The sequence below is a fragment of the Paenibacillus arenosi genome (assembly GCF_014841135.1).
In the GTDB taxonomy this organism is placed as follows: Bacteria; Bacillota; Bacilli; order Paenibacillales; family Paenibacillaceae; genus Paenibacillus_B; species Paenibacillus_B arenosi.
The window spans coordinates 12,138-27,991 of sequence record NZ_JACYTN010000012.1 but is presented as its reverse complement, the minus strand read 5'-3'; the positions used below and the strand labels follow the sequence as shown (position 1 = coordinate 27,991).

The 15,854-nt window shown below is 41.6% G+C and carries 18 protein-coding genes; 10 read left to right on the top strand and 8 right to left on the bottom strand.

All coding sequences use genetic code 11. The features are described 5' to 3' along the window. Positions 1–60 precede the first annotated feature (60 nt). Both IFO66_RS14575 and IFO66_RS14570 read right to left on the bottom strand, forming a co-directional pair. The gene (locus IFO66_RS14575; protein WP_192025857.1) at positions 61–615 is read right to left on the bottom strand and encodes a DinB family protein; all 555 of its coding nucleotides are present in this window, start codon (positions 613–615) and stop codon (positions 61–63) included. Positions 616–678: 63 nt separating this feature from the next. Next, positions 679–1,374, bottom strand: coding sequence for a DUF4386 domain-containing protein (locus tag IFO66_RS14570; protein ID WP_192025856.1), 696 nt, complete (start codon positions 1,372–1,374; stop codon positions 679–681). 352 nt (positions 1,375–1,726) lie between these two features. Between IFO66_RS14570 and IFO66_RS14565 the strand changes: the two genes are divergently transcribed. Further along, positions 1,727–2,323 (top strand): TetR/AcrR family transcriptional regulator, encoded by a 597-nt coding sequence (locus IFO66_RS14565; protein ID WP_192025855.1) that lies wholly within the window; start codon positions 1,727–1,729, stop codon positions 2,321–2,323. A gap of 16 nt (positions 2,324–2,339) precedes the next feature. Continuing rightward, positions 2,340–3,230 (top strand): alpha/beta hydrolase, encoded by an 891-nt coding sequence (locus IFO66_RS14560; protein WP_192025854.1) that lies wholly within the window; start codon positions 2,340–2,342, stop codon positions 3,228–3,230. A gap of 17 nt (positions 3,231–3,247) precedes the next feature. Here IFO66_RS14560 and IFO66_RS14555 read toward each other — a convergent pair whose 3' ends face one another. Further along, positions 3,248–4,039, bottom strand: coding sequence for a heparin lyase I family protein (locus IFO66_RS14555; RefSeq protein ID WP_192025853.1), 792 nt, complete (start codon positions 4,037–4,039; stop codon positions 3,248–3,250). Between the two features lie 532 nt (positions 4,040–4,571). Beyond that, complete coding sequence (locus IFO66_RS14550; RefSeq protein ID WP_192025852.1) at positions 4,572–5,924, bottom strand: lytic polysaccharide monooxygenase; 1,353 nt, start codon at positions 5,922–5,924, stop codon at positions 4,572–4,574. 706 nt (positions 5,925–6,630) lie between these two features. On the opposite strand from IFO66_RS14550, the gene IFO66_RS14545 reads away from it, so the two are divergent. The 3 genes from IFO66_RS14545 to IFO66_RS14535 all read left to right on the top strand — a co-directional run bounded on the left by IFO66_RS14545 (position 6,631) and on the right by IFO66_RS14535 (position 8,210). Further along, complete coding sequence (locus tag IFO66_RS14545) at positions 6,631–7,338, top strand: FAD-dependent oxidoreductase (protein WP_192025851.1); 708 nt, start codon at positions 6,631–6,633, stop codon at positions 7,336–7,338. A gap of 147 nt (positions 7,339–7,485) precedes the next feature. Continuing rightward, entirely contained in the window at positions 7,486–7,815 is a 330-nt protein-coding gene (locus IFO66_RS14540) for a metalloregulator ArsR/SmtB family transcription factor (protein ID WP_192025850.1), read from the top strand. Then, complete coding sequence (locus IFO66_RS14535; RefSeq protein ID WP_192025849.1) at positions 7,812–8,210, top strand: SRPBCC family protein; 399 nt, start codon at positions 7,812–7,814, stop codon at positions 8,208–8,210. The genes IFO66_RS14540 and IFO66_RS14535 overlap by 4 nt, the downstream gene beginning before the upstream one ends. 107 nt (positions 8,211–8,317) lie before the next feature. On the opposite strand, the gene IFO66_RS14530 is transcribed toward IFO66_RS14535, so the two are convergent. Continuing rightward, positions 8,318–8,716 carry a DUF1398 family protein gene (locus IFO66_RS14530; RefSeq protein ID WP_192025848.1) on the bottom strand — a complete coding sequence of 133 codons (399 nt, stop codon included), beginning with the start codon at positions 8,714–8,716 and terminating at the stop codon, positions 8,318–8,320. A 160-nt stretch (positions 8,717–8,876) separates the two neighbouring features. Between IFO66_RS14530 and IFO66_RS14525 the strand changes: the two genes are divergently transcribed. From IFO66_RS14525 to nadE, 5 genes are all read left to right on the top strand, one after another. After that, positions 8,877–9,653, top strand: a complete 777-nt coding sequence (locus tag IFO66_RS14525; RefSeq protein WP_192025847.1) for an NUDIX hydrolase — start codon at positions 8,877–8,879, stop codon at positions 9,651–9,653. Positions 9,654–9,818: 165 nt separating this feature from the next. Further along, positions 9,819–10,397, top strand: a complete 579-nt coding sequence (locus tag IFO66_RS14520; protein ID WP_192025846.1) for a cysteine hydrolase family protein — start codon at positions 9,819–9,821, stop codon at positions 10,395–10,397. Continuing rightward, complete coding sequence (locus IFO66_RS14515) at positions 10,390–11,874, top strand: nicotinate phosphoribosyltransferase (protein ID WP_192025845.1); 1,485 nt, start codon at positions 10,390–10,392, stop codon at positions 11,872–11,874. Before IFO66_RS14520 ends, IFO66_RS14515 begins: the two co-directional genes overlap by 8 nt. Before the next feature lie 32 nt (positions 11,875–11,906). After that, complete coding sequence (gene nadD, locus IFO66_RS14510; protein WP_192025844.1) at positions 11,907–12,524, top strand: nicotinate (nicotinamide) nucleotide adenylyltransferase; 618 nt, start codon at positions 11,907–11,909, stop codon at positions 12,522–12,524. 15 nt (positions 12,525–12,539) lie between these two features. Further along, the gene (nadE, locus tag IFO66_RS14505) at positions 12,540–13,358 is read left to right on the top strand and encodes an ammonia-dependent NAD(+) synthetase (RefSeq protein WP_192025843.1); all 819 of its coding nucleotides are present in this window, start codon (positions 12,540–12,542) and stop codon (positions 13,356–13,358) included. Positions 13,359–13,575: 217 nt separating this feature from the next. Here the strand turns inward: nadE and IFO66_RS14500 are convergent, their stop codons facing one another. The 3 genes from IFO66_RS14500 to IFO66_RS14490 are packed head-to-tail and all read right to left on the bottom strand — an operon-like array spanning position 13,576 to position 15,851. Further along, positions 13,576–14,214, bottom strand: a complete 639-nt coding sequence (locus IFO66_RS14500) for an ABC transporter ATP-binding protein (protein WP_192025842.1) — start codon at positions 14,212–14,214, stop codon at positions 13,576–13,578. A gap of 1 nt (position 14,215) precedes the next feature. Further along, a complete protein-coding gene (locus IFO66_RS14495) occupies positions 14,216–15,094 on the bottom strand; it encodes a hypothetical protein (RefSeq protein WP_192025841.1) in 879 nt (292 codons plus the stop codon). After that, entirely contained in the window at positions 15,087–15,851 is a 765-nt protein-coding gene (locus tag IFO66_RS14490; RefSeq protein ID WP_192025840.1) for a hypothetical protein, read from the bottom strand. Before IFO66_RS14490 ends, IFO66_RS14495 begins: the two co-directional genes overlap by 8 nt. Positions 15,852–15,854 lie beyond the last annotated feature (3 nt).

Sequence of the window (15,854 nt, the reverse complement as noted above, 5' to 3'; positions counted from 1 at the left end):
GCTTTATTATTTTCTGCTGTTTACCGGCAATTGTAATCGAGGAGAGTGGTTATCGGATGTTTAGTCATTTTCTTGTTTTTGGGAGGCAAAGAGAAATCGGCAAGAACCAATTTCCGCCGCATTCTTCATAAGCTCCAAATTGAGCCACGCTAATAGTTCATAGAATGATTTATTACTGAAAGGCCAGTTGGTTCGAGTGTGCTTATGAAGTTCCTGAGGGGAGAGTTGAGCCACTGCAGCTTCCCAATTATTCTTTAGTTGATAAATGTGGGCAATCGCTTCTCTCGCACTACCGAAGCAAGGAACAGATTCACGTTGCAGCGTTCGATCTCCAAACGAATGGTCGAGAACTATAGACCACCAATAAATAATATGCCAGCTCAACCAAGCGATGCTTGGAGGTCCAATATCATAATTTTCAGAGTCAGGCCAATCTGCACGCCATATTCCCGAATCGAAAGTTATGTGAAGTCCTTGCTCAGCAGGCATCCAGCTATATTCATCTTCACCAAGTCCGCTTAGATGAATATCTAACAGCTGGCATGAGATTTGGTACTGAAATTGAAGAATGGCTTGAGCGTTGTCGTCTGAAAAAAACAAGTCTTTGTTAGTCATTTCCATGTACCTCCTTGCCAAAATCAAATGATTATGAATTTGGGAAAAGCTTTAAGAACTTATTTATTTATTAGGATACTGTCCTGCCCTATTAAAACCTTTAAGGATTAGCCATATAGCCAACACCAATTGTTGAACGGCTATTGGAATGTTCAAGATCATGTAGGTTTCATCCAGACCGATGAAACGAATCATAAAAAATAAGCTTGCTAATATGGACAATACAGACCCGATAAGACCTGTAACGGACAACCAACGTGGAACGATTTTGCTTTGGTAAAATACCCAATTAAACAAGAACATAGCCAATACAAACGACAGTGTCGTTGCCACATGGTTCACCAAATCACGGCCTTCTCGTAACAATCTACCTAACGTCTGAAAGTATGCGATATTCTCAGTTCCTACTTTTGAAAATTCGTGACTTACTGTCAAAAGCAACAGAAGAATGATTACACCAATAATAATGAACACTCCCGCAATGATGCCAAAAGCAACAGAGCCAAGCGCTAAGCCTTTATAGTGCTGACTTAAAATCGGATATAGAAAAATAGGTACACCAACATAAGCAACAACCATAAGCAGCTGAAAAAATGATCCTATTAGCACCTGATTCTCACTGGTAGAAGCCTTGGCTAAATAATCTGCTCCATCTATAACAGGAACAACACTGAAAATACCTGTAACGAACCCAGCAATCAATAACACTCCAATAATTATCGCAGACCATCTACCTGAGTTTATACGCTTCCTCAACATATTGAACCTCCTTATCATACCAATCGAAGTGTAAATTGAGGTACCAGCTCTCAGCTGCAAATTGGCAAATGTTTAGTGCCTGAAAATGAGTGACGAGAGGGATAACTGAAATGAAATGGAATATAGTCATGCATATTTTTCTGAGCTGTTTTTTATGAATATACCTTTTTAGCAATAGGGGTGAAAGTTGATTAATAAAATTAAATAATAGGCTAAAAAAATCAGCTGCCTGTTAAAAGGAAGTATCCTATTACACATTTGGTTGTCAGTGCATGTAAACTCATAAATTATTCATTTGACTGAGGGTCAGTCAAATGAATATACTGGAAATAACTAAAAACGGAGGTGGGTCATGAGGACAACGAAAAAGCCCGAAGAGCGACGGAAAGAATTTATGGATACTGCCATGGCATTGTTTTTAAAAAACGGATACGAAAAAACGACAGTTGAGGATATTACCCAATCGATGCAAGTTGCGAAAGGAAGTTTTTATTACTATTTCAAAACCAAACAAGATGTATTTGAAGCCTGTATCTACTCCGCAGCGAGTGGAATTGTCGACAAATACCTCTTGATCTTAAACAATAGTGATAAAACAGCTGCTGCAAGAATCGTTGAATATATAGAATTTAATTTCCATTTATCTGAAAAGGGACAGTTGAACGATATTTTTGATACGATTCACTCTCCAGTATTTGAAGCTGTTCATAGCCGAGTGGCTGCAGAAAGCATAAAAGAATTGCTGCGTTGCTTTACGTCCTTAATTGAAACTGGAAAAGTGGATAGCGGGTTCCAAACAGAAGATGCTGAATTTACTGCCGCCGCACTTCTAGGCGCGCTTCAAGAGGTACACCATTTACTGTCCAGAAGAGTAGACGAATCATCAGAACGTCAGCGGAGTTTAATTTATAGTCTCATTGAACGCATTGTTGGCACGAAAATTCGATAAGAAGGGTGAGTCAATTATGGACAAGGCAACCGTTCGTATAGAAAGATTAGAATTCCAGAGCAGCGGGACAACTTGTGTCGGTTATTTTTATTGTCTGAATCACGATAGTCCCAAACCATGTATCATCTTAGGATCTGGATTCGGAGGCACGCAGGACACGCCGAGTCTGATTGCAGTTGCCACTGCCATTGCTCAGGCAGGGTTTTGCTCTTTTACTTTCGATTATCGTCACCTCGGTGAAAGCGACGGGCAGCCTAGACAAATTGTAAGTATTTCAGGACAACAAGAGGATTTTTTATCAGCAATTCAGTTTATCCGTGATCATCCAGCAGTCGACGAACATCGCTTAGGCCTATGGGGATCGTCGCTTGGAGGCGGGCATGTCGTATCCGTTGCCTCGAGGGCACCAGAAATTACAGCTGTTATCGCTCAGATTCCGTATAATGGTTTCCCGAAAAAAAGCACACATTCTTGGTGGCGAAGGCTACAGCTATTAAGACTTATTCGCAAAGATCAGAACCGTGCCAAGAAGGGACGCGAACCGCTCTACATCCCTATGGTCGGCAATACTGGGGAACTGGCTATTATGGTAGGAAGCGATGCAGCCAGAACGATTGCAGGTATGCAGTCCAGCACATGGCGCAACGAGATCGCTCCAAGAGTAATTATGGAGATGGCGAAATATAAACCAAGCAGCACAGCAGACCAAGTTAAGGCTGCCGTGATGATCTGCTATGGTGAGTTTGATAAAGAGACGCAGGGACCGCAGACGAAGGAATTAATAGAAGCCCTTCCTAAGGTTGAGGTAAAGGCATATCCTGCTACTCATTTTGAGTTTTATGAGCCTGGAGTGAGGGATGGCATTATTGCTGACCAGATCGCATTTCTCAACAAAGTTTATTCGTAAGTAGCAATGAGTAATGATTAATGCTTACTAATTTGGAAGTTGGCAAACTGAATTTTTGCATCTTTAATTTCAGCGTAATGTTTGCGATAAATACCCCATTTCGGACGGATAATGTTTGCCCCATCTATCCACATGTCTTGGTTACCGCTATAAGGAGGCATTACGTCTTTACCGTCTAACGTTTTTAATGTCATAGAAAGGAATCCATGATCTGAATTTACAACGGTTACGGTTGCTTCAACCCAGACATCTCGATAATTCGTAAAGTCGACTTGACTTAGTACTTTACGCTGGGTATTATCCGTCCCTTTAGGATTGTGATAAAATTTTAAAACGTTCTGATCTAATGAAAAGGTGAGAAGTGGGATATCATCATTTTGTCCTATAGCTTTATATTGAAACATAGCAAAAAAGTGTGCTTTTTTAGGGAACTCAAAGTTTTCATCTAATTTAAATTTCCATTTATACGTGTAGTTCGAGTCTTTAGGGGCTTTTAGTTCAGCGCGAGAAGCGTTATATACTTTCACTTCATTACGTTGACTCGTATTGTTTTCTAGTGGATCGGTGTTTTTGACGATGAATTCAAATGCATGTCCGACACTAGGGGAGTTTACTTCGAAAATACGATCACTAACAGCACCATCCACTGGTTTGGGTCCAAAATGATCTTTGAATATTTGATATGCATCCTTACCGTAATTAGGCCCGTCTGCATTGACGGTTAAGGTAAATGAGGCAGCGGATACAACCGTTGACATTAATCCGAACATCATGGTCAGCATAAGTAGAGTAACACTTTTTTTCTTCAAATATTTTCGCCTCCATAAATTAGGTTAGGTAATTTAATCCATATAAAATTTTAGTTTATAATATCTAGATAATCAATACGTCTAGGTAAGGCTAAAATACGCTAACAGTTGCCATAGAGCTTATTCCGTGTAAATCGTTTTATTTTAAAATGTAAAGGACGTCACAGCGCTTATTAGTCGGATGGAGCGCAGTTTATCAACATTGTGGCTTAAATAAGCTCGCCTACAACCGTTACATTTATATGAAGGGTTATTTTATGAAAATAACGTCCATGGCGCTCGTTAGAGGAAGTAATGGACTGAATTCGCGTTGTAGACGGCCTTCAATTACATCCAAATCCTGTATTAATAATCAATAGGCGTGAACTAACATACGTAGAGCATCCACTTTCATAAAAAGGAACGAATCCAGTACAGACGAAACAAGCTGACTCCGGTTGAAAATACCGTTGCCAGCTTGTTTGCTAGTTTTTCAATGTCTACTCATTTGAAAACTTGGCCAATCTGAGAGACTGCTTAACAAATTGACTTATTATTGTGCCTGCCATAAGGAAGGAGATGAACTCGGTGTCCAACCAGCTTGTGAAGTATGTGCTTGGATACACTTATACGTCACACCATTATAAGAAACTAAAGCATTCAGCGCATACGCTGTGTTTGTTGCCCATGGCGTAGCTGTAGAAACTTGAGAGGTTGTGACTGTGATGGCATTACTATTGCCAGATTCGTTAAGCGATGGATCGATTGCACGAACCGTATACGTATAGGACGTATTTGGAGTCAGTCCCGTAATGTACTTACTAGTAGCTGGACCTGTTACGGTTGCGACAACAGTCGTGCCGCTATAAATGCGGTAACCTGCGATTCCTGCTGCATCTGTAGACGCATTCCACATAAGTGTAAGCGAATTCGTGCCAGCAGGTCCCATTACATGCAGCCCCGTCGGATTGGTTGGCGGTGTTACGTCGTTCTGGAGTGGACTGGTCGTTACTTGCACGCTATTGCTGGCGGCAGAACGATTACCAGACGGATCATAGGCTTTGACGGTAAAATTGTAGGTTGTTCCTGCGGTTAAATTCGTTACGGTCGTACTGAGCTGATTGCCTAATACCGTAGCCACTGGTGTCGTGTTCGATCCTGCATATATTTCATAACCTGTAATCCCATTTTGATCCGTGGAAGCACTCCATGATAATGCAGCAGTTGTTGTACTAACCGCACCCGAAGTCAAATTGGCAGGTGCTGTAGGTGCTGTATTATCGGCTGCCCCGAACTGTACGTCAATGGCGTTGTACCAGGCCATTGGTGTATTTGAAATATCCCATACAGCTAAAATGATATGATAGCCTGATCTAGCAGGCACATTACAAGTATGGGACAGCGTTGTAGGCGGAGCTTGTCCATTTCCTTGAACGGTACAGAACGGAGTAAGATCAAGTTGTGCGCGCGATAGCGGCGCATTCGGATCCCAATTCGGTTTCGTAATAAAATAACGGTAGCTAGTCGTTGCATGCGGTGCAGTAAATTTCCAAGTAAATGTATTCGTGCCGCTGCTGATGCTTGCTTTATTCCAACGTGTAGCGGTTTGTGCATCTAGATTGGAAAAGCCAGCTAGGCCCGCACTCGCAATTTTCCCATCCGCTGGGCCAGCATTAGGGAATCCCTTATATCCTTCAAGGCTTTGCGGTTCATGTACGATAGAGCCACAATTCGTATTTAAACCATTTTTACACTGGATCGCTCGACTAGCTGGCGAATCCACATAACCATGAGCAGAAACCGATTTAGCAGACGCAAGAATACCAGCTAAAATAAGCAGCGCACCACCACAAACAACCAACACACGCATCATGTGACTCCGATCGATTCGAACATTCATCGTCATAACATTACCTCCCAAGTTTTTGGTATGGTATTGTATCCACCCATCTCCTCACATCCAGTAAGTAGCGTTATTAGCTGCCTCCTTTCATTCACATTGACATACATAGAAATCATTTATTCCTTACAATATCAACTCCTTTTCAGTTGATTTATATAAACTCTACTGAGCTTATACACGATGTGGATACGTAATGATGAAATCAATTGGGACTTTTTAATAGAGCAGGATGGGGTAGGGGTCGGTGCTAGGTTGCTTTAACAGATGAGTGAACTTACTTTTAGTTGAGCGGTAGGAACTTCGTTTGAGTATAGACTGAGGAATCGTAGACAACTCTATCATAATGCAATCGCTTACATTTATGCACTGAGATTTTAGAACTATTATCAACAAGCTTATTAAGGGCCATCTGATAAGCTTAATGACCTATGTAATGATAGGACTTGTCTGAAAAGGTATTTCTGCTGCGTAAAAATTCACGCAATCTTTGACGAATAAAATTTCGTTTCCAAGAAAAAGCTCTATTTGTGATAAAAATGCTCAAATGTTCCATTAACAGAGACGTTCTCATGTGGAATTTAATTCCTAGTTGACAAGACACCGAAAGGTGTCCTAAAATCAAAGCGTCACCATATGGTGTCCGTTTAATCGCAATTAAAATGTAACCTGATACGTACGGTCTGCGAAGTGAATCAAGGGAGATGACGGAATGAGTTTCTTTAAAAATTTTTTCTCGATATTCAAAAAGAGAGAGCTGTTATTTTTAAAGAGTCAGAAAGAATCAGAAGATGTGTATTCTTTTCTATTTGAAAAAGGGAACGATTTAACCTGGAAAGCAGGGCAATATGGTCTATTCAGTATTACGCATAGAGCCACCAAAAATGCTACAAAACCATTTAGCATTGCATCTGCTCCTACAGAAAATATCGTTAAAATAACAACGCGTATCGGCGATGATCCAAGTGACTATAAGAAAGCGTTGTTAGAATTAAAACGGGGAATGAAAGTGAAGATGAGCGGACCTGTGGGGACTTTTCAGTTAGATGACAACACTCCTTCGCTACTAATTGCAGGTGGAATTGGCATTACACCATATCGGTCGATTCTAAAACAGATGGAGGCAGAAAGGTGGGCGGGCAGGAAAGAGAGAGAGCTACTTTATTTAGATAGCAGTCAGTCATTTATCTACAAAAATGAACTTGATGAACTGGCTAGCCGTACTTCCATACGTGTAACTTATTTGGATTCAAGAGATGACTTACATCAGGAAATAGACAAATTTAATGACTTATATAAAAACAATGGTAAGTACTTTATTGCAGGGCCAAAGTCAATGGTAGATTCGATTTCAAGCTATTTACAAAACAAGCAGGTTTCAAAACAGAATATTAAAAAGGATTCCTTTTATGGGTATTAAGCAATAATGATAGTAGAGGCTGACACAACACCAATTGGTATCCTATAATCAAAAGACAAGAAAAGTTGTCCATTTAGGGGTCCATGCCTTGCAGGCGTTAGATCCGATAACATTACTGGCTGTCCCTTGATAAAAGGAGAGGGTGTTGTGAGCGAGAACAAACTGTCGCGGGATGTGTTTAGCGCGATTGCAGATCCAACTAGGCGTCAACTGATTCATCTGTTAGCAGAGGCTGAGGAGTTACCGCTCCATGACTTAACGGTACAGTTCCCAATGGGCCGAACAGCGGTATCCAAGCATTTAACCATTCTCAAAGAGGCCGGGCTAGTACTTGATCGCAAAGTCGGCAGAGAAACGCGATTTAGACTTAATGCCTCACCACTCAGAGAAATTCAAGATTGGGTCTCTTTCTACAGTAAATACTGGAGTATGAATATGATGCGTTTGAATCAACTATTAGAGGAGGAAGAAGAATGAGTTTAAAATTAGAATTGGATTATCAGTATACAACTTCGATTGAGAAAGCTTGGGACGCCTTAACCGATTCAAGCAAGTTAGCAAAGTGGATCACGGAAAATGATTTTAAGCCTATCGTAGGTTATCGTTTTCAATTCCGCCATCAGCCATCCGAATATTGGGATGGAATTGTTGACGGTGAAGTACTTACCGTGGAACCACCACACAGGTTGTCCTATTCTTGGGCTACCGGAAATGAGAAGCATACGGTCACTTGGACGCTACAGGAATTAGGGGAAGGCAAGGTTAACCTTCATCTTGAACAAACTGGATTCACAAATGAGCATGGACTCGGAGGCGCGAAGTACGGCTGGAGTGCATGGTTCGACAAGTTTGAACAGGTGTTGGATCAATAACTTTGCTTGTTATTAAAAGGTAGGCCTAGAAGACCAGTTGCAACAACAACTGGTCTTCACCTTTATTATAAAAAGCTGATGTCTAGGTAGATGTAGGTAAGAACTGATTAGCCCTTATATGCGGGGATAGGCTCAACAACTATGATGTGGTTAGATGTATCCATATAAGCCACTTCCATTTTAATTAAATCAGCAGTCCAATAAGCAATACCTGCTTCTCCGGCTAACGTAATAAATGTTTCAAATTCGATTTGCCCGCTTTGGGCTTTATTTATTGCGCTCTGAATTCCTTCCTTGGAGGAGATTTCATTGACCTTTTTAGGGATGCCATTTAGTTGTGTTTCTATGCTGATATTACCATCTGTAAAAACATAAACGCCACGATCCACTATAAAATGATACTTTTCAATTCCTAATTGTTTAAAACCGTGCACAACCTTCGGAAAATCTCCAGCATGTTCTTCACTAGTTGCAACATTCAAAATACTTTCTTGATTAAATTTCATAAGAGTAAGGCCTCCAAGTTATTTTGTCGTCATCAAATGTCAAGGAAAAAGGGCTAATTAAGAAATAGATAATATCTACGTTGACAAATGTAGGAACTACTATTATTATATAATTAACACATTGATAATTGTTAAGAGAATGAAAGGGTTGTCCTTATACATGTCAAATAAAGAAGCTCTAGCACAGTATGATGTAAAACAATATCGTACACCAGATGGTTATACATCAGACATTGCCGTATTTACCATATTGCCTGTTACCATCAAAGAATTCAAGCCGCCTGTGATGGATCTCAAGATTATGCTCATTCAGAGGAGTATGCTGAACAGTGAAGGCCAGCCCAACATTGAAGCAGGGAAGTGGGCCTTACCTGGTGGATTCGTAAACTCAGATGAGACTGCCTATGAAAGTGCCAAACGTGAACTGCAAGAAGAAACAGGCGTTGAAAACATTCACCTCGAACATTATGGAGTGTACGATAAACCAGGGCGTGATCCAAGAGGGTGGATGATTACGAACGCACACTTTGCAATCGTTCCCGAACATAAGTTGTCCCAAAGACAGGCAAATGATGATGCTGCAGATGTTCAGTTGTTCTCCGTAAAAGAGGTTATGAATCTCGATCTGGCTTTTGATCACGCACAAATCATCACTGACGCGATTCATGTCATTCGTCAGAAGCTGCTCGAATCGACGGTAGCAAAGGAGTTTCTACCTGAACAATTCACATACTCAGAGCTTCAAGCCGTTCTCCTTACGGTCACTGATGATTCTGCCATTGCGATGGAATCGGCATTTGCAAGAAAAATCAAATCTTTGCCCTTTATCGAAGCGGTTGCCGGTCAGAAAACAACGCGCACCTCGAAACGACCGACACAGTTGTACCGATTCATTGATATGGATCTAAACAAATCCATTTATCATACCAAAATATAATTGATTTACAGTAGGTAAGAAAAGATGGTGTCTAATAAGTAGGAGCACGATTACGCAAGTCGACGCGTAATGAGTAAAGTGCTACAATAACTTGTTGTCACTACTCTTTTTTACAATATACAATTAACAATTACGCATTAGTTAAATTAAAAGGAGGAGTAGAGCATGGAAAACAAAAAAGCACTTATTAATATCGACTATACAAAGGATTTCGTTGCTAGCGAGGGGGCATTAACTTGTGGGGCTCCAGGGCAAGCGATTGCTGAACGAATTACTGACATTACGAAAAAATTTATTCAAGACGGCGATTTTGTTGTCTTTGCTATCGACACGCATAAAGAGAATGATCCGTTTCATCCCGAAACGAAACTATTTCCACCACACAATATCGAGGGTAGTGATGGTCGCAAACTTTTTGGAGACCTGGAGGATTTGTATCAAGTCAATAAAGACGCCAAGCATGTCTATTGGATGGACAAAACAAGATACAGTGCATTTGCTGGGACGGATTTAGAACTGCAGCTTCGAGCAAGAGGAATAAATGAGCTTCATCTTGTAGGGGTCTGCACGGATATTTGCGTACTTCATACCGCCGTAGATGCTTACAATAAAGGTTTCCATATTGTTGTGTATGAAGACGCGGTTGCAAGCTTTGATGCCGAAGGTCATGTATGGGCACTTAGACATTTCAAAGGCTCGCTTGGAGCTGCTGTCGTAAAAAAGGAGGGAAATGAAGATGAATAAGTTCGAGCTTCCTGTACTCAATTATAGTGATGACAGTTTCGCGCTGCATACCGATAAATATCAAATTAATATGGCACAAGTTTATTGGCAAAATGGCGACCATAATCGGAAAGCTGTGTTTGAAGTGTACTTCCGTAAGCTTCCGTTCCAGAACGGATATGCGATCTTTGCGGGCTTAGAACGAGTCATTCGTTATTTGCATAACTTCCGTTTTACCAAGAGTGATGTGGATTATCTTCGTGAAGAAGGATACAGAGAGGAATATTTAGACTACCTTAAGACTATACGCTTCACAGGCAGCGTACGTTCGATGAAAGAAGGGGAATTGGTATTTGCAAATGAAGCAATTATGCGAATTGAAGCCCCGCTCGTAGAAGCACAATTATGTGAAACCGCGATACTTAATATCATTAACTACCAAACTCTTGTGGCAACAAAAGCTTCACGTATTAAACAAGTAACCACTGAGGATAATTGCATGGAGTTCGGAACTCGCAGAGCACAAGAAATGGATGCCGCGATTTGGGGGACGAGAGCTACATACCTTGCAGGATTCGAAGCAACGTCGAATGTAAGAGCAGGAAAGTTATTTGGAATCCCAATCTCGGGTACACACGCCCACTCTATGGTACAAGCTTATCGAGATGAATATAAGGCATTTAAAGCCTATGCTGAAACGCATAAAGACTGCGTTTTCCTCGTTGATACTTATGACACACTGAGATCTGGTGTCCCTACGGCCATTAAAGTAGCAAAAGAGTTTGGTGATCGTATCAACTTTAAGGGTATTAGACTAGATAGCGGAGATTTAGCGTATTTATCGAAAGAAGCTCGTAAGATGCTGGACGAGGCAGGCTTCCCACAGGCCAACATCTATGCATCGAACGATCTGGATGAACACACGATCATGAACCTAAAAGCACAAGGGGCTAAAATTGACGTGTGGGGCGTTGGCACAAAGCTGATTACAGCGTATGATCAACCCGCTTTGGGGGCTGTGTACAAGTTAATCTCGATTGAAGACGAAAATGAAAAGATGGTCGATACGATCAAAATCAGCTCGAATCCTGAAAAGATTTCGACCCCAGGTCGCAAGCGTGTATTTCGAATTATTAACAAAGCTAATGGAAAATCGGAAGGTGACTACATTGCACTGGAACAGGAAGAGCCGCAGAATGAACAACGTTTGCACATGTTCCATCCCGTCCATACGTATATTGCCAAATTTGTAACGGAATTTGAAGCGAAAGAGCTTCATCACACCATCTTTGAACATGGAAACTTAGTATACGATTTACCTACGCTTGAAGAAATCAGGACCTTTGTAACAGAAAATCTCACATTGTTGTGGGATGAATATAAACGTACGCTCAATCCAGCAGAATACCCTGTTAATCTCAGTCAAGCATGCTGGAATAATAAGATGCGATTAATTGAAGAAGTTCGAAATAAAGTTCAAGCAGCACTCGAAGCCTAAATGGTGAAGGTACAAAAAGGAGGCTGTATGCGATGGCCAAAATCGGAATATATGGATCATCCTTTGACCCAATCACGAATGTCCATCTTTGGACAGCAAGCACAGTAGCACATCGCTGCAAGCTTGATAAAGTAATCTTTCTGCCTTGTTCCAGCAAGCGACAAGATAAACCAATTCATGTTTCTGATGAACATCGTATTAACATGGTTCACATTGCGGTTGAGGGAAACGATAAATTTCAAATTGACGATTTTGAAATGAATCAACCCGCTTGGGAAATCGCAACCTACCATACAATGAATCATTTTCGTGAGAGATATCCGAATGACGAAGTGTATTTCATTATGGGCGCTGATCTTCTCGTTGATATCGGTGAAGGCAAATGGAAACGGGCAGAAGAGCTCATTCGTGAAAATAAGTTTATTGTCATGGCGAGAGACGGTATCAATATGCTGTCTGCCATAAGCAAATCTCCCATTCTTCGAAATGCAGACGATGGCCATACGTTTCATTTGATCGACAAGGGATTAGCCATGGAGATTAGCTCTAGTTATATTAGAGACGAATTCAGGATGGGTGGAGAACCACGCTACTTGGTTCCTGATAAGGTGTATAACTACATTCAAAACAATCAACTATACAAATCATGAAAGAGGTAGCACGATATGAATAAGCAAACTGAAATCATCAACGCATTGCATGTACAACAAAAGATTGTACCGTCGGAAGAACTTCGTGTTCGAGTGAATTTCCTTAAAGATTATTGCCGAAAAACGGGGGCGAAAGGATTTGTTCTGGGCATTAGCGGAGGGCAGGATTCGACACTCGCAGGACGATTATCACAATTGGCGGTTGAAGAGCTTCGTGCAGAAGGCTATGAAGCAACGTTTATTGCGATCCGTCTACCTTATGGAACCCAACAAGATGAGGACGATGCTCAACTGGCTTTGCAATTCATAAAGCCTGACCGCTCGTTGACTTTTAATATTGAAGCTCCTGTAAATGTGTTTGTAGAAGCTTATGAGAAGGCAGACAGTAAATCCCTTACGGATTTCCACAAAGGGAACGTAAAGGCAAGAATGCGTATGATTGCACAATATGCTGTAGCAGGAGAACATCAGTGTTTAGTTGTTGGAACCGATCATGCCGCCGAAGCGATCACTGGTTTTTTCACTAAATTCGGGGATGGTGGAGCTGACTTGCTCCCGTTAGCTGGACTTACAAAAGGTCAAGGACGTGAACTGTTAATTGAACTACATGCAGAAGAACGATTGTATCTTAAAACACCAACCGCCGATCTTCTCGACAACAAGCCGCTGCAAGCCGATGAAACTGAGCTTGGATTAGAGTATGCTGTGCTTGATGAGTATCTTGTCGGAAACGAAGTAGCTCCTGAGGCGAAGTCGCAAATTGAAGACCGCTACACGAAAACACAACATAAGCGGGAGCTACCGGTATCACCATTCGATCAATGGTGGAAGTAATAAAACAAAGAGAATATGACTACGTATATAAAACAAAAAAGGGAATGACTTTTCCGTTAATGACCAGATCATAATTTTTGTATACCTATGTTCAGGAGCTCCAGAGCTTTATTTGCATTACATTCATTGTGATCTGAAATATTGGTACCGTAAGGATGATTCAAGCTAGGCTGTCGAAATCATCCTTATGGTATCTCTCGCTCAGTAGTTTTCCCAATCATCGAATGACCGATAACACTCCGCCATCCATCTCGCAAACCGTATCGCACAGTACTTCAATGTCTTCAGCATAGTGGGAGGAAAGTAAGATAGTGATACCTTCTCTGTTTAATTCCTTTAACAGTTCGCGAATTTCGAGTACCCCTTGCTTGTCTAATCCGTTCATAGGCTCGTCCAGAATGAGCAGCTTGGGCTTCTCCATAATGGCTTGAGCGATGCCTAGCCGGTGCCGCATGCCCAAAGAGTATTTGCGTACATGCTTCTTGCTGTGCGGATCAAGTCCGACGCGTACCAGCGTCTCACGGATGGTCTCATCAGATATTTGACGGCGGATGGAGGCTAGCAGCTTTAAATTCTTGAAGCCACTGAATGAGCCGATGAATCCAGGGTCTTCAATAATAATCCCAATCTCTTGCGCCTTCGTAGGCTGTACGGGTTGACCATCTACTAGCACGTGGCCGGAACTAGGCTGCATGAAGCCGCAAATGCATTTGAACAAAACGGTCTTACCAGAACCGTTGCGACCTATGACGCCATGAATTCTCCCTCTCTCAAACTTAATGGACACCTTATTCAATGCAGTTGCTTCTTTAAACCGCTTCGATACATCGGTTATTTCAATCATATAGGATGTCATGTTACAGCCTCCTCTCACGTATATCCATGTCTCGCTTACAGAATACCACTACTGCTACTACACTCATCACTACAATCGACGTCATAAGGCAACTCACCGCATAGATCGGTGTAGGAAACTTATCCATCCCGCCCCAATTCAAATAGTACATGCTGCTCCAATTCAGGGGAGATAAGAAAAAGAGGATATTTCCATGAGTAATATTGCCGACATAGATGGAGAAGTAAGCAATAAAGGTGAACAGTCCTGCCGCAATGAGTCCGCTCATTCCCCCGAAGACGATATTGCCGCATAGGATCAACACCCCTATAAATATGGAGACGAGCCAAAATAGTCCAAAACTAATAAGCATCGCTTCAATAGCAGAGAATAAACTTATGATTTGACCTTCTATATTTACCATATTTTCAATGCCATATCTGGTCATGCTCGCAGGATCGTAAGCGATCGTTTTCAGTACAGCCCCCCAGTCCGCACTGAACTGTACATTAGGGAATAACGCAAGCATGGACATGAACACAAAGAAAGCAGTATAGATGAATCCTGCGAAGACAATATATAGAATCTGCCCTATTATCCAAATGCGTCTGCTTGTTCTGATGGCCAGAAAGGGGGTGTGGCTGTCTGTAAAGGGAGCATCACAATAGAATAGCGCAGTCAAGCATCCATAGATAATCATCATGACCGGCGTGGTAAGCATAAACGGGAATACCCATGGCGTTACCGCAACGCCTACAGCATCGACATAGTCAGATAACCATGAGAAGAGCCATATCATAAATGCCGCGATTATCGCAGCTATTGTATACATGCGCGGGGTAACAGACCATTTGTTGAAATTGATTACCGCGCATACCCATATATTTTTCAGATCAGTCATTCTGCACCCTCCTTCGCATCTGTACAACTGTACCATATCCCATAAGCAGACATAATAGGATAACCGTCATCAGCTTGAACAGAAAGGCCATAAGCGGTGTGCCTGCATGGTAAGTGCCCTCCATAATTGTGCCTATCATCATATAAGGAGGCAATTCCCAAAATCGGGTTAATCGCAAACATACAAAGTATACCACTACCGGGAGTGCAATAGCAGTAAATCGATTAGGGATAAATGTAGATATCCATAGAGCTGCTACGCCAAATATGGCGGAAGATAAAGCAAGATGAGCAGATGTACCAAGCAGATAGAGTACAGGTTGACCAGCTTCTAACAAAGGAGCATATGCATCTCCAGTATTTGAATTCGTGAAAAAAGGTATTTTAATCATCAGTAACACGGCATATAACCAAATACCAAGAAAAGTTACTAGAACACTAGATACTGCACCGGCAATAACTTTGCAGATTGCGTAATTACTTACTCCAGCACGTATAATCCAGAAGCTGGAGGCTCGCTCTTCCCACTCAGAAGCGAAGGTTAGGGCAAATGGAATGAGCGGAATGATGCCTACTACTAAAGTGAAATTCCCACCACCACTCAACATAACTACAGACTTAACATCTTCAAGGTAGTCGATTGTGCCATAGGAGGTAACGAAGAGTAAAGCTGTGACACCACAAACACATACAAGGAATCGTATGGTCAGAATCGCTTGAGATAGATTCACTAGGAGCAGAGAGAGGAACAGCTTCATGGA